Source organism: Micromonospora sp. RTGN7 (genome assembly GCF_033804645.1).
Taxonomy (GTDB): domain Bacteria; phylum Actinomycetota; class Actinomycetes; order Mycobacteriales; family Micromonosporaceae; genus Micromonospora.
In genome coordinates this window covers 24,076-37,687 of sequence record NZ_JAPZLF010000014.1, presented here as the reverse complement: position 1 = coordinate 37,687, position 13,612 = coordinate 24,076, and the positions used below count along the sequence as shown (strand labels likewise).

The 13,612-nt window shown below is 72.7% G+C and carries 12 protein-coding genes; 3 read left to right on the top strand and 9 right to left on the bottom strand.

Annotated features, from left to right (window positions below):
• The first annotated feature begins 18 nt into the window (after nucleotides 1-18).
• Nucleotides 19-564 carry an N-acetyltransferase gene (locus SNR22_RS20745; RefSeq protein WP_320068290.1) on the top strand — a complete coding sequence of 182 codons (546 nt, stop codon included), beginning with the start codon at nucleotides 19-21 and terminating at the stop codon, nucleotides 562-564.
• Between the two features lie 37 nt (nucleotides 565-601).
• Here SNR22_RS20745 and SNR22_RS20740 read toward each other — a convergent pair whose 3' ends face one another.
• The 7 genes from SNR22_RS20740 to SNR22_RS20710 all read right to left on the bottom strand — a co-directional run bounded on the left by SNR22_RS20740 (nucleotide 602) and on the right by SNR22_RS20710 (nucleotide 6,680).
• Nucleotides 602-1,720, bottom strand: coding sequence for an ABC transporter permease (locus SNR22_RS20740; RefSeq protein ID WP_320068289.1), 1,119 nt, complete (start codon nucleotides 1,718-1,720; stop codon nucleotides 602-604).
• Nucleotides 1,721-1,742: 22 nt separating this feature from the next.
• On the bottom strand, nucleotides 1,743-2,417 hold the full coding sequence (locus tag SNR22_RS20735) for an ABC transporter ATP-binding protein (protein WP_320068288.1): 675 nt from the start codon (nucleotides 2,415-2,417) through the stop codon (nucleotides 1,743-1,745).
• 10 nt (nucleotides 2,418-2,427) lie between these two features.
• Entirely contained in the window at nucleotides 2,428-3,264 is an 837-nt protein-coding gene (locus tag SNR22_RS20730; RefSeq protein WP_320068287.1) for a hypothetical protein, read from the bottom strand.
• 55 nt (nucleotides 3,265-3,319) lie between these two features.
• On the bottom strand, nucleotides 3,320-3,802 hold the full coding sequence (locus tag SNR22_RS20725) for a hypothetical protein (protein WP_320068286.1): 483 nt from the start codon (nucleotides 3,800-3,802) through the stop codon (nucleotides 3,320-3,322).
• Nucleotides 3,803-4,070: 268 nt separating this feature from the next.
• The gene (locus tag SNR22_RS20720; protein ID WP_320068285.1) at nucleotides 4,071-5,306 is read right to left on the bottom strand and encodes an ATP-binding protein; all 1,236 of its coding nucleotides are present in this window, start codon (nucleotides 5,304-5,306) and stop codon (nucleotides 4,071-4,073) included.
• 138 nt (nucleotides 5,307-5,444) lie between these two features.
• The gene (locus SNR22_RS20715; RefSeq protein WP_320068284.1) at nucleotides 5,445-6,158 is read right to left on the bottom strand and encodes a hypothetical protein; all 714 of its coding nucleotides are present in this window, start codon (nucleotides 6,156-6,158) and stop codon (nucleotides 5,445-5,447) included.
• A gap of 84 nt (nucleotides 6,159-6,242) precedes the next feature.
• The gene (locus tag SNR22_RS20710) at nucleotides 6,243-6,680 is read right to left on the bottom strand and encodes a hypothetical protein (protein ID WP_413775676.1); all 438 of its coding nucleotides are present in this window, start codon (nucleotides 6,678-6,680) and stop codon (nucleotides 6,243-6,245) included.
• Between the two features lie 686 nt (nucleotides 6,681-7,366).
• Here SNR22_RS20710 and SNR22_RS20705 point away from each other — a divergent pair.
• Nucleotides 7,367-8,278 (top strand): EamA family transporter, encoded by a 912-nt coding sequence (locus SNR22_RS20705; protein ID WP_320068282.1) that lies wholly within the window; start codon nucleotides 7,367-7,369, stop codon nucleotides 8,276-8,278.
• A gap of 10 nt (nucleotides 8,279-8,288) precedes the next feature.
• A complete protein-coding gene (locus tag SNR22_RS20700) occupies nucleotides 8,289-8,969 on the top strand; it encodes a prepilin peptidase (protein ID WP_320068281.1) in 681 nt (226 codons plus the stop codon).
• Nucleotides 8,970-9,061: 92 nt separating this feature from the next.
• Here SNR22_RS20700 and SNR22_RS20695 read toward each other — a convergent pair whose 3' ends face one another.
• Nucleotides 9,062-12,259 carry a UvrD-helicase domain-containing protein gene (locus SNR22_RS20695; protein ID WP_320068280.1) on the bottom strand — a complete coding sequence of 1,066 codons (3,198 nt, stop codon included), beginning with the start codon at nucleotides 12,257-12,259 and terminating at the stop codon, nucleotides 9,062-9,064.
• Between the two features lie 102 nt (nucleotides 12,260-12,361).
• Nucleotides 12,362-13,606, bottom strand: coding sequence for a metallophosphoesterase (locus tag SNR22_RS20690; RefSeq protein WP_320068279.1), 1,245 nt, complete (start codon nucleotides 13,604-13,606; stop codon nucleotides 12,362-12,364).
• Between the last annotated feature and the right edge of the window lie 6 nt (nucleotides 13,607-13,612).

Sequence of the window (13,612 nt, the reverse complement as noted above, 5' to 3'; positions counted from 1 at the left end):
GGCCGGTAGTCTCGCCCGGTGACCACGCTGCGGCTCCGCCCCGAGGGTCCGGCCGACACCGGCCCGGTCCGGCGGGTGCTGGCGGCGGCGTTCGCCCGCCCGGACGTGCTGGCCCCGCCCGAGGTGGGGCTGGTCGAGGAGCTGCGGGGCACCGACGCCTGGATTCCCGAGCTGGCCATGATCGTCGAGTACGGCGGCGAGTTGGTCGGGTACGCCCTGCTCACCCGGGTCCGGCTCCACCACGACGGCGGGGCAGCCCCGGCGCTGGCCCTCGGCCCGGTCGCGGTCGCGCCGCACCGGCAGCGGGTCGGGCACGGCACGGCCGTGGTGCAGGCCGCCCTGGACGCCGCCACCGAGCTGGGCGAGCGCTTGGTGGTGGTGCTCGGCGATCCGGCCTTCTACCGGCGGTTCGGCTTCACCCGCGCCGACCGGATGGGGCTGACCAGCCCGTGGTCCGGTCTGGGCGACCCATGGCAGGCGCTGGTCCTGCCGCCGGACACCAGCGGGGACGGCCCGGTGCCCGGCGGCGAGGTGCTTTTCCCACCGCCCTGGTCGAAGGTCTGACGCGCCGGGAGCTACGGCCGATCGAGCGGACGATGCGTCAGGCGCGCATGACCGCCGCGATGGGGGTCCGTGCCGCGCGTAGCGCGGGTATCAGTCCACCTGCCGCCCCGGCCAACCCTCCGACTATCACCCCGTAGATCGCCGCGCTCAGCGGGAAGGGGACGTCTGTGCTGCCGCTGAGCGCCGCCGCGACCAGCGGACGGTACATCGCCACCGCGAGCAGGACCGCCACCAGTGAGCCAGCGCAGCCGATGAGCACGGACTCGGCGAGAACCAGCACCATGATGTCGCCCTTGGTGGCCCCGAGGGATCGCCGCAGGGCCAGCTCGTCAGCCCGTTCCTTGAGGGTGGCCAAGCCGATGTTCAGGACGCCGAGGACACCCACCAACAGCATGATCAGACCGACTCCCAGGAACGCCGCGGTGACGATCCTCAGCTGGTCGTCGACGCCCGCCGCCGCGTTCACCGGCTCGATCGTGCCCTGCATCGGCAACTGGTCGACGGATGCGTGCCAGCGCAGCCATTCGACGCTCCGCGCCGCGTCACCTGACGGCACCCGGACCAGCACCCGCACCGAGGATTCCGCGATCGGCTGGGCATGCGCGGCCAACTCCCGCCAGGGCAGGTACGCCCTGGGGTCCTGCTCGCCGTCGTCGATCACCGCGGTCACCGGCGTGTGGCGGGCGAGATCCCCCTTCCCTGCCTTCCACAGCAGGCCCGAGCCTCCGGCGATCTGCTCCCACGCCACCTTGTTGACGACCATCCCCGAGCCGGCCGTCGTCGCGGTGGGCCAGTGCCCGGCGATCAGGTCGAAGGGGCGCACTGCCATGACGTCGCCTTCGAAGGCGATGATGGGAATCGTCGAGGGCCCGCCGCTGAGCGTGGCCCCCGAGTCCGACACGAACAGTGCGACATCGGCACCGGTGTTCGACTTCGAAGCGAGCAGCCGGGACGTCTGACTGCCGAGGGCGTCTCCGCTGACCGAGACCGTCGCGCTGCCGTCTCTGCCCTGCCTCAGCTCAGCGAGATGGATCAACTCCGCCCGGGCCACCCCTGCGGTGGCCTGCACGAAGATCACCGCGATGATCCCGATCACCAAACTGAGGCAGGCGAGCAGCGCCCGGCCGCCGCGGGCCCGTAACTCGCGCGCACTCATCGAGATGAGCTCAGGTAAACGTCTAATCACGTGCCCACGCCCCCTCGACGAGGTGCAGGGTGCGGTCGGTGCGCATGGCCACCTCGGGATCGTGCGTCACCATCACCGTGGTCGCGCCGCGGGCTTTGGCGGCCGTCAACAACAGAGTGATCACCTGCTCGCTGGTGTTCTCGTCCAGCGCGCCGGTGGGCTCGTCGGCGAGGACAACAGCGGGGGTGCGTACCAGTGCCCTGGCTATGGCCACCCGTTGCTGCTCGCCACCCGACAGTTGACGTGGGCGATGGGTGGTCCGATCGGCGAGGCCGACCTGGTCGAGGCTCTCCAGCACGAGGGACCGCCGGCGGCGCCGCGGCACCGGGATGCCGTGCTGGAGGGCCGTCTCGACGTTCTCGTAGGCGCTCAGGTGGGGTAGCAGGAAGAACCGTTGATAAACAAAGCCGAGGTGGGTACTGCGCAGGCGGGCGAGGGCCACGTCGCTCAGACCGCTGACTTCCTGCCCGCCGATGTGGTACGTGCCGGAGTCGGGGCTGTCCAGGAGACCGAGAATGGCGAGCAGCGTGCTCTTCCCCGAGCCGGAGCGCCCGAGAATGGCTGCCGTGGTCCCTGCCCGGATGTGGACGGAGAGATCCCGTAGCACATCAACGCGCTCGCCTTTCGGGCCGTCGAAGGACTTGCGAATGCTGTTGAGCCGGAGCAAATTACGGCCCTCAGCCCTCGCCTGGATCCGTGAGCGCCGGGGCCGGTGACACCACCACGTCGCCCACCGCGAGACCGTCGACTATCTGGATGTACGACCCGTCAGTCATTCCCAGCTTCACGTCGCGTGTCCTGGTCGATCCATTCGCGTCCTGCACTCGGACCCGCCCTCGCTCCGCGCTTCCCGCCACTGCCTCAACGGGGAGCGCGAGAACGTCTCGCGCCTCGCCGGTTCTGACGGCCAGCACACCCTTGAGCCCTGGAAAGAGACGTAGATCCGCAGGCGGTGCGCAGGTCACGCTGACGGCCGATCCCTCTTCTCCGCCGCCTTGATCGGGGCCGCCGAGCACCCGGCAGGGGAATGGGCCGGGCCCGTGGTCGACCTGGGCGGTCGCCTCCGGCGCAAGGTCGGACAGGCGGTAGATGAGCGCTTCCGAGATGGTGGCCCGAATGCCATAGCCGCTGGCCTTGAGGCTTACCAGGGGGAGGCCCTGCGGAACCGTGGTTCCGGAGGAGGCGAGTTCGTCCTGAACGGTGGCCTCCACGGGATTCGTGACCGGCACCCGCTTACCCGACGACCGGATCCAGCCGATGACGGTCCCGGCCGGCACCACGCCCTTCTTCGATCGGTCGCGAAGATAGACCCCGGATTTCGGTGCGGTCAGCGAATAGCTCGGCGAGGACACCACGGACCCATTCGACGCCAGTACGCTGACCAGGTTCCGCCGCTCCACTGTGGCGGTGGTTGACGGCGTCTTGTTGTCGGTCAGCGCCGGAACAAAGGTCGCGCCGGAGCGGTCGGCGAGAAGCCAGGCCCCGGCGGAGAGGACGACAGCCGGTAGTGCCACAAAGGTCAGAGTGCGGCGCGGGAAGCGCGACACGCGCCTTCGACCACTTCCCGTGTCAGACTTTCGCACAGTTCGCCTTGACGCTCTGTTGCACGACGCTGGGATCGCCCAGCCTCGCCTTGGCGAGCTCGTCGTCAAAGATGTCTCGGCTGCCCTGGTCGAAGTCCTTCTGGTAGGTGCGCAGAGTCGTGAACTTGCCGAGGTTGTCGAGGGCCTGCTTCTCCCGCTGCGCATCGTTGCCGCGGGCCGCCAGCCACTCCTGCTGCCAGGCGCACAGCCAGAAGGACTCGACCTTCCCCGTAGCGGCACCGTCTTGGAAAACGACCTGCGATCCATCGGCCTCTCTGCGCAGCTTTTGGGCCGAGTCCCAGCTCTTGTTGGCCGGCAAGGTCAGCGAGGACTTGGCCGCGTTGTATTCCTTGAGCGCCTCGTCGTAATTCTTGACGGCTCCGGAGTCGCCGCCTGACCCCGTCGAGCAGCCGGTCGTCAGAAGGGCGACCGTAATAGCAATGGGGAAGATGCCCCCGAATACCCGCATGTTTCTCCCCGTGACACGAGCTTGGGCCGGTTGGCCGCTTGGACCGTAGCGTTCCAACCGGCCCAACACAACTTAACCAGGTCAACCTGGGTGATCAGCGATAAGAGTTCCTTACCAACGGAGGTCACCCTCCCAATGGTTGTCCACGGCGGCATCAACGGAAGGCCAGGATATATCTCACCGACTGTGGGGCAACATTTTCCAGTGCGTTGTGCGTCTGCGTCAGAGTTGGCCGAACCAGCCCGGCTCGACGCCACTCGCTCCCTGGTCAGGCTGGCTGGGTGCGCAGGTAGCGGCCGAAGTGCGGCACGGTGAAGGCGACCGTTCCACGCTCCCCGGAATAGATCAGCCCCTTCTTGATCAGCGCGTCCCGGGCCGGAGAGAGGCTGGCCGGCTTGCGCCCGAGCGCGCGGGCGATCTCGGCGGTGGGCACGGCGGCGTCCATGTCGTCCCGGCCGCCGGCGTCCCCCTCGACCAGGGACAGCGTCGCCATCGCCCGCATGTACTCGCGCTCGGCCGGGGTGGCCCGCTCGAACCGGGAGCCGAAGAAACCGACGGCCAGCTCCGCCTCCGCCTCGGGCGCGGCGACCCGGACGTCCGCGTCAGTGATCGGCGAGCGGGGCGCGTGGTCCCAGGTGGCCTTGCCGTACGCCTGGACGAAGTACGGGTAGCCGCCGGAGGACTCGTAGAGCAGGTCCAGGGCCTTCGGCTCGTACTCGACCTGTTCCCGTTCGGCCGGCGCGCAGAGCGCCCGGTCGGCGGCGATCCGGTCGAGCCGGTCGATGCGCTGATAGCGGAACAGCCGCTCCGAGTACGACTTGGCGGCGCTGAGCACCGCAGGCAGGTGCGGCAGCCCCGCGCCGACCACGATCAGCGGTGCCCCGAGCTGGGACAGCTCGTGACAGGCGGCGCAGAGCGCGGAGACGTCCTCGTCCCCGACGTCCTGCATCTCGTCGATGAAGATCGCGATTCCCGTGCCGACGTCGGCGGCCACCGTGGCGGCGTCGCTCAGCAGCTCGACCAGGTCGATCTCGATGTCCCCGGAGTCGGCCCGTCCGGTGGCCGCCGGCACGTCGATGCCGGGCTGCCAACGGTCGCGCAGCTTCGGGGCCGTACCGGCCCGGCCGGCGGGGGCGGAGCGCTGGGCGAACGCCTTCAGCACCCCGAGGAAGGCGTCGATGCGGTCCGGGGCGCGGTGCCGGGGCGCGAGCTCACGGACCGCCATGTGCAGCGCGGCGGCGATCGGGCGGCGCAGCGACTGGTCCGGCCGGGCCTCGATCTTGCCGCTGCCCCAGAGGTGGTTGATGGCCTGCGAGCGGAGGGTGTTGAGCAGCACGGTCTTGCCGACGCCGCGCAGGCCGGTGAGCATCAGGCTGCGCTCGGGGCGGCCCCGAGCGATGCGTTCCAGCACCACGTCGAAGACGTCCAGCTCCCGCCCCCGCCCGGCGAGTTCGGGCGGGCGCTGACCTGCGCCCGGGGCGTACGGATTGCGGACCGGATCCACGAATCGCACAATATCGGGCGGTCTAGCGGGAAGCCTAGACATCCGTAGAGGGCGCTATCGGCGTGTCGTCGGTCGTCGAGGCAAAACTAGGGCTGTCTAGCGTCCACGCTAGACAGCCCTAGTTTCGGCTATCGGGGCCTAGCTGGTGCGCTTCCTGAGGCAGAGCACGTAGTCGAGGGAGTCCTGGGGGTGGTCGTAGACGTAGTTCGCGGTCGACCGGGGTGCCGCGGTCTTGCAGCGGTTGCCGTTCGAGCTGCTCGGGATGCGCAGCAGGATCTCGTAGGTGTCCGGCCCGCAGGGCACCTTGCGCAGGTCAGCGTCGGTGTCCGTGCCGTCGTTGACCACGCAGTTGCCCTTGGCGAGGCCCTTTCCGCCGTTCTTGGTCGGGGTCGGCTTGACCGTGGTGGGGGCCGTCGTCGGCTTGTCGGTCGACTTCCCGCTCGGCTCGTCCGTCGGCGCCGCAGGGGTGGAGAACGTCGGCCCGGCCGACGTGTCGCCCTTGTTGTCGACAGCCTTCCAGGCACCCCACCCGGCCAGGCCGAGGCAGGGACAGAGCAGCAGCACGACCACCAGGGCGATGATCAGGCCGATCCGCCGGCCGCCCCGCTTCGTCGGGGGCGCGACGGGCCCGGGCCCGTACCCCGGTGCCGGGGCCGACGGACCCCACGGCTCGGCCGGGGCCGGCTGACCCACGGGCGGGTAGGGCCCGGGCGGCGGGAACGCCGAGGGCTGACCGGTCGCAGGGTATGGGCCGGGCGGCGGCCCCCACTGGGGCAGGGTCGGGTCGACGGGCGGCGGGCCGTACGGGTCGTCGTCGGGCGAGCCGGAGCCGGGCGTTCCGTAGATTGCCATGTCTTCCCCAGGGGTGTGGTGGCCGGCGGCGCGTCTGCGAGGGGCGGTTCGGTCGGCGGGGCGAGGACGGGTGGGACGGCGCCGTCAGCGGGCTTTCAGGCACAGCACGAAGTCGAGGGTGTCCAGCTGACTGTCGAAGAAGTACCAGTTGGTGTAACCGGTGACCTTGGCGCACTTCGCCTCGGCATCCTTCTCGCCGCCGGTCTGCCCGTCGAACCGGCGCAGCACCTCGTACGTCTTCGGGGCGCACGGGGCGATCAGCAGCTTGGGCTTGCCACCCGCCGACCCCGTGTTGCGAACGCACTGCCCGGCCTTGACGAAGCGGGGATCGGCCGACGACTCGGGGGCCGCGGCGCTCGGGGCGGGGGCCGTCGGGGATGCCGCCTGCTCCTGCGGCGTCGGGTCGACAGTCGACTGGGCCTGACCGGCGCCCTCCGGCGCTTCGTCCCGGTTGAGCAGGTACCACACCAGTGAGCCGCCGCCGAGCAGCAGCACCACCAGGGCGGCGAGCACGGCGATCAGCGGCCCTCGGCAGCGCCCCCGGCTCGGCGGCGGCGTCGGTGCCCCGGGGTACGCCGGCTGGCCCGGGCCGGGCCCCGGGAACGGCCCCGTGGCGTACGGGTCAGCGGGCCGGCGGGCCGCTGGGTACCCCGGTCCGCCGCCGCCCGGCCGGTACACCTCGGGTTCGTGGGGCCACGGTTCGGAACGGTCCCACCGGTCGGGCTGCGGCTCACCGGACGGCTGCGCGAACCGTCGCGGATCGTCCGACCAGGATGCCTGGTCCGCCGGGTGGGGACCCCGCTCGGATGGCTCGTGGTGCCCCGGCTGGCGAGGCGGGTAAGCCGTCTGCGGCTCCCCCCGCCCGTCGCCTGTCCACGGTCCGGGGGGCCGGTCGTATCCGTCGGGAGCCCACGCCTCGGCCGGCGTGTCGTACCCGTCGTCCCGTCGTCTTCCGGGCCACGGCCCGGCGGGGCTCTCACCCGGTGGTCCGTAGTTCGACATGCACACCCTCCTGACCCGAGCGGTGAGACCGGCCACCAACCAGGACGCCGCCACCGTGGCCACCGTAGCGTGGTGAACCGATGACATCACCTCCTGCTCGTGCGAGGGCATCGACCGGCCGGCCCGTACCGGATGGCCCGGCCGGGTCGGGCGGGCCCGACGGAGCCGCCGCGCCTCCGGTCCGACCGGCCCTGATCTGGACCGCGTTGGCAGTCGTCTACGTGCTGTGGGGCTCCACCTATTTCGGGATCCGGGTCGCGGTGGAGTCGCTGCCGGCGTTCACCTCGGCCAGCCTTCGGTTCGCCGCGGCCGCCGCCGTGCTCGCGCTCGTCCTGCGGGTACGCCGGGGATCGGGTGCCCTGCGCGTCGACCGGCGTCGGCTCGGCTCGGCTGCGCTGGTCGGGGTGCTGCTGCTGGCCGGCGGCAACGGACTGGTGGTGCTCGCCGAGTCCGGCCCGCCCGGGTCGGCGGTGCCCTCGGGCGTGGCCGCGCTGCTGGCCGCCACCGTCCCGCTGCTGGTCGTCCTGCTCCGTACGACCGTCGGGGACCGGCCGCGATTCTGGACCTTCGCCGGGGTGAGCCTCGGGTTCCTCGGCCTGGTCCTGCTGGTGCTGCCGACGGGTGGGCCGACGGCCGTGCCGCTGGCGGGGGCGCTGACCGTGGTCGCGGCGGCCACCTGCTGGTCGGTGGGGTCGTTCCTGTCCAACCGCCTGACGATGCCGACCGACCCGTTCGTCGCCACGGTCTACGAGATGCTCGCCGGTGCGGTGGCGCTGGCTGTGCTCGCCGCCGCCCGGGGCGAACTGCGCGACTTCGACCCCGGGCAGGTCACCGGCCGGTCCTGGCTCGCCCTGGTGTACCTGATGGTCGCCGGCTCGCTGGTCGCCTTCACCGCGTACGTCTGGCTGCTGCACCACGCGCCGATCTCGCTGGTGTCCACGTACGCGTACGTGAACCCGGTGGTCGCGGTCGCGCTCGGCGCGCTGCTGGCCGCCGAACCGGTGACCAGCCAGGTGCTGCTCGGCGGCGCGGTGATCGTCGCCGGGGTGGCGCTGGTGGTGAGCACGGAACGCCTCGGACGACCGACCGGGGCGGCGGACCGGGTGCGCCGGCGGTAACGTCCGGCCGGTGTCCGCCGGGCTGTCTGTCCTCCTCGCGGCGCTCGGCGCGGCGGCCGGTGCCGTCACACCCTGGTTGGCCGGCCGGTTCACCACCACGCGGCCGGCGACCGCGCCGGCCTGCGCGGCGACCACCCCGCGCCTGGCGACTGCGCCGTTCTGTGTGGCGACCGCGCCGGCCTGCGCGGCGGTCGGGGCGGTGGTCTTCGGCGGGCTCGGCGTCGCGCCGGGTCTCGGGGCAGCGCTGCCGGTGTTCCTCGCGGTGGCCGCGCTCGGGCTGCTGCTCGCCGTGGTCGACCTGGCCTGCCTGCGGCTGCCCGACCCGCTGGTCGGCGCGGCGGCGCTCGCCGCGATGGTCGGTCTGGTCACGGCGGCGTCGGTTGACGGCCGGCCGGACCGGCTCCTCGGCCCGCTGGCCGGGGCGGCGCTGTCGTTTACCGGGTACGCGTTGCTGGCCCTGCTGCCCGGCTCGCGGCTCGGTTTCGGCGACGTCAAGCTCGCCGCCGTGCTGGGCCTGCCGCTCGGCTGGTTGGGCTGGCCGACGCTGCTGACCGGGCTGGTCCTGCCGCATGTGCTGCACGGGCTGGCCGTGCTCGGGCTGCTGGCCGCCCGTCGGGTCCGCCGGGACACCCTGCTGCCGCTCGGGCCGGCCCTACTCGCCGGCGCCTGGCTCGCCGCCCTCCTCGCCTGACGCCGCTCGCCCCGTTCGCCGGCTCGATGGGTGTCGGGGCGGTGAGAAGGGGAACCTTCTCTACCGTAGGCGTTAAGAAGGTGCCCTTCCTTTCACAGCAGGCGGAGCTGGCGGTCCTTGGGCCGGCGGGGTTCGGCCTCGCCGAGGCGCTCGAACAGGCCCGGGTCGATCACGTCGAGGAAGGGCGTCGGCCGGCAGTCCCGCTCCGACCCGTGCCGGGCGCGGCGGGCGGCGTGGCTGACGTACAGCCGGTCCTGGGCGCGGGTGAGGCCGACGAAGAAGAGCCGTCGCTCCTCGGCGACCGCGTCCTCGTCCGGGGTGGAGCCGGGCCAGCGCAGCGGGAGCAGGCCGTCCTCGCAGCCGACCAGGAAGACCACCGGGAACTCCAGCCCCTTCGCGGCATGCAGGGTGAGCAGGGTGACCGCCTCGGCGCGCGGGTCGAGGGCGTCCACCTCGGCACCGGTGGCGAGCTGGGACAGGAACAGCTCCAGGTCGTCGCCGCAGCGCCGGGCCAACGGGGTGAGCAGGTCCACCGCGGCGCGGACCTCCTCGGGGCGTGCCGTGCCGGAGCCGTCGAGGGTGGGGGCGGCGAAGCGGTCGGCGACGACCTGCCCGGCGAGGCGGACCCGGGCCGGCAGGCCGTCGGCGGGCCCGTCGGCGTGTCGCAGTTCGCGGGCGATCGCGTTCACCCCGGGGCGGTCCCGCAGCCGGTCGTGCGAGCGCTTCTGCACCGGGATGTTGGCCCGGGCCAGGGCGTCCACGATCGGCGCGGCCTGCGCGTCGGTGCGGTACAGCACGGCGATGTCGGAGAACGACAGGTTCGTCGACCGGCCGTCGATCCGGCCCGAGTCCAGGGACCGGTGGGACAGGCCGCCGACCAGGTCGTCGACGGTGCGTACCACGAAGTCGGCCTCGTCGGAGACGGAGCCGGCGGCGTACCGGCCGACCAGCGGGGCCTCCGGGTCGAGCCGGGCCGGGTCGAGCCGGCGGCCCCGGACCAGCGACGACGGCGCGATGGCCTGCACCGCGGTGGCCAGGATCGGGGCGGACGAGCGGTAGTTGCGGTTGAGCCGGACCAACCGGGCGTCGGTGAAGTCCTCCGAGAAGCGCAGGAAGTAGCCGACGTCCGCGCCCCGGAACGAGTAGATCGCCTGGTCCGGGTCGCCGATCGCGCACAGGTTGCCGTCGGCGGGGCTGAGCAGCCGCAGCAGCTCGTACTGCACCGCGTCGACGTCCTGGTACTCGTCCACGAAGATCCACTGCCAGCGATCCCGGTACCGCTGCACCAGCTTCTTCTCGGCACGCAGCAGCCCCACCGGCAGGGTCAGCAGCTCGTCCAGGTCGACCAGGTCCCGCTTGCGCAGCAACGCGGTGTACGCCGCCAGGTCCTCGCCAGCCTCGGCCCGCGCCGCCGCCCGGTCCGCGTCGTCGGCGATCCGGAAGTCGGCCGGCAGCCCGGCAGCCCTGGCGTTCTCCCGCAGGATGGCCAGCCCGAGCGAGTGGAACGTGCCGACGGTGACATCCTCGGCCACCGGCCCGAGCAGCCCGTCGAGGCGGTGCCGCAGCTCCTCGGCGGCCCGCCGGGTAAAGGTGATCGCGAGGCAGCGCTCGGGGAACACGTTCAGCTCGGCGCAGAGGTACGCGATCCGGTGGGTCAGCGTCCGGGTCTTGCCCGTGCCGGGGCCGGCCACGATCAGCAGCGGCCCGCCCGGCGCGGAGGCGGCCACCCGCTGCATCGCGTCCAGCCGGTCCAGCAGACCGGTGCCGACCTCCTCCATGCCGGCGAGCATCGGCTCGAACGGCTCGTGCGGGGAGGGCTGCGGCGGGATCGGCGGGGGCGGGGCAGGCTGGACGGCCTTCCGCTTCGGCTCGGCCTTCGCCGCCGCCAGCCGCTTGGCCTTCGTCTTCGCCGCCGGCTCCGTGGGCGTCCGCTGCGCCGGCACCGGTACGTCGAAGAGCGTCTCCGCCTGCGCCCCCGTCCCCTTCGGGCCCAGCTCGGCCGGGTCGAAGAGAGTGATCACTCCGTAGTCGCCGTCGTAGCCGGGCACCCGGCGCACGTCGCCCCGGCGCAGCCGGCCGATCCCCTCGGCGAGCAGCTCCCCGCCGACGCGGCCGATCTCGTCGAGCGGGGCGCGGGTCAGGATCTCCAGCTCGGGGCCGAGCGCGGCGACCAGCTCGTTGAGCTTCCCCGCGACCTTCTTCGACTTGGGACCGACCTGGTTCAGCTCGCCGAGGATCTCGGCCAGCGGCACCAGGTGGGTGACGCGCGGGACCCGGGCGGGCCGGTGTCCCTCCGGGCGGTCGGCCAGCTCCTCGACCCGGCTGAGTACTCCGACAGTGACCGGCTTGCCGCACTCCGGGCAGCGCCCGCCGGCGGCCCGGGTCTGCTCCGGGGACCAGCTGACCTCGCACACCCGGTGCCCGTCGGCGTGGTACTTGCCCTCCTCGGGGAAGAACTCGATGGTGCCGTCGAGCCCGTCGCCGGTGCGCAGCGCCTCGCGGATCGCGAAGTAGTCCCGGTCGGCGGCGAAGACCGTCGCCTCCCGGCCCAGCGCGGGCGGGGAGTGCGCGTCCGAGTTGGAGACCAGGCGGTAGCGGTCCAGGCTGGCGACCCGCCAGTTCATCTCCGGGTCGGAGGACAGCCCGGTCTCCACGGCGAAGACGTGCTCGGCCAGGTCGGCGTAGCAGTCGGCGATCGCGTCGAAGCCGGACTTCGAGCCCAGCGCCGAGAACCACGGCGTCCAGATGTGCGCCGGCACCAGGTAGCCGTCTCCGCTGGCCTCCAGGACGATCTCCAGCAGGTCCCGGGAGTCCAGCCCGAGGATCGGCCGGCCGTCGGAGGCGATGTTGCCGATCCGCCCGAGGGTGGTGTTGAACCGCTGCACCGCGTCCAGGTCGGGCAGGTAGATGAGGTGGTGCACCTTGCGGGTCCGGTCGTCCCGCTTGTAGATCGTGGAGATCTCCACGCTGAGCATGAACCGGACCGGGTCCGCCTCCGCCGCGTCGGCCAGCCGGGGCGGCAGCCGACGGGCGACGTCCCGCTCCGCCTCCGGGCTGAGCCGGTACAGGCCGGGCTCGGCCGGGTGCAGCGTCTCGCGGAGGTGGTCGTACCAGGCGGGGTGGGTGAAGTCGCCGGTGCCGAGCACGCCGATGCCCTTGCGTCGGGCCCACCAGGCGAGGTTCGGCAGGGTCAGATCGCGGCTGCACGCGCGGGAGTACTTCGAGTGGATGTGCAGGTCCGCGACGAACGGCGAGGGGCCGCCGGGGGGTGCGGCGCTGAACGGAGGCACGCCGCATCCTGTCACGCCCGCGGCGACGGTCGCCTCCCGCCACGCGTACGGGTGACCTGAGCAATGCTCCACCTGGCCGCGCGCCGGGCCTGCGGGGGAGCGTCAGAGGGTGCGCAGCTCCACCAGGCTGACCTGAGGGTTGGCCCCCACCCGCACCGGGGGGCCCCAGAAGCCGGCGCCGTTGGTGACGTACACCTTCGTGCCGTCGACCTCGCCGAGGCCGGACGCGACCGGCTGCTGAAGCTTCACGGCCAGGTTGAACGGCACCATCTGGCCGCCGTGGGTGTGCCCGGAGAGTTGCAGGTCGACGCCGAACTTCGCGGCCTCCACGGCGGCGATCGGCTGGTGGGCCAGGAGCACCACCGGACGGCTCGGGTCCCGGTCGCCGAGGGCGACGGCGAAGTCCGCGGGGGCGGCCAGGCCGGTGCCGGCGGCGGTGACGTCGTTCACCCCGGCGAGGTCGAGCACGCCCCCTGGGGTCCGGATCTCCTGCCGGGCGTTCTGGAGCACCCGCAGGCCGAGCCGGTCCACCTCCTGCACCCACTCCTCGACGCCGGAGTAGTACTCGTGGTTTCCGGTGACGAAGAAGCTGCCGTACCGGGACCGTAGGTCGCGCAGCGGCGCTGCCGCCTCGCCCAGCTCGGCGACCGAGCCGTCGACCAGGTCGCCGACCACCGCGACCAGGTCGGCGTCCAGCCGGTTGATCATCGCCACGATCCGCTCGGTGTGCGCCCGCCCGCGCAGCGGGCCGAGGTGGATGTCGGAGACGGTGGCGATGCGCAGGCCGTCCATGCCGCGCGGGAGCTTCGCCAGCGGGATCCGCACCCGGTCCAGGCGCGGCGGGCCCAGCGCGTTGCGTACCCCGTAGCCGGTTACCCCGGCGGCCGTGAGGCCCGCGAAGATCGCCGCGCCGCGGGCCAGCAACAGCCGGCGGGCCGGGTCATGGTCGGGCTGGTCGACGGCCGCGGCGGCCGGCGGCTCGGCGGCGCCGGACGCGCCCACCAGCACCGGCTCGGGCGCGGCGGCGGCCGGCTCGGCGGCGGCGACCCGGCGGCGCAGCGCCAGCCGGGCGACCAGCATCGGCACCTCCAGCACGAGGAGCACGACGAACAGGTAGAACATCAGCGCGAGCCACACGTACCCCGGCCAGGCCAGCCAGTACAGGCCGGCCTGGGTGCCGGCCATGGTGGCCGGGACGAGCAGCGCCAGCACCAGGGCGGCCACCGCGCCGACCCGACGCAGGCGGCCGGGGCCGGTGGTGTCCTTGACCAGCCGCTTCCACAGGTAGAAGTGGATCAGGCCGACGACGAGCGCCACGAAGCCCACGAACGCCAGGGTCGCCAACACGTGCAG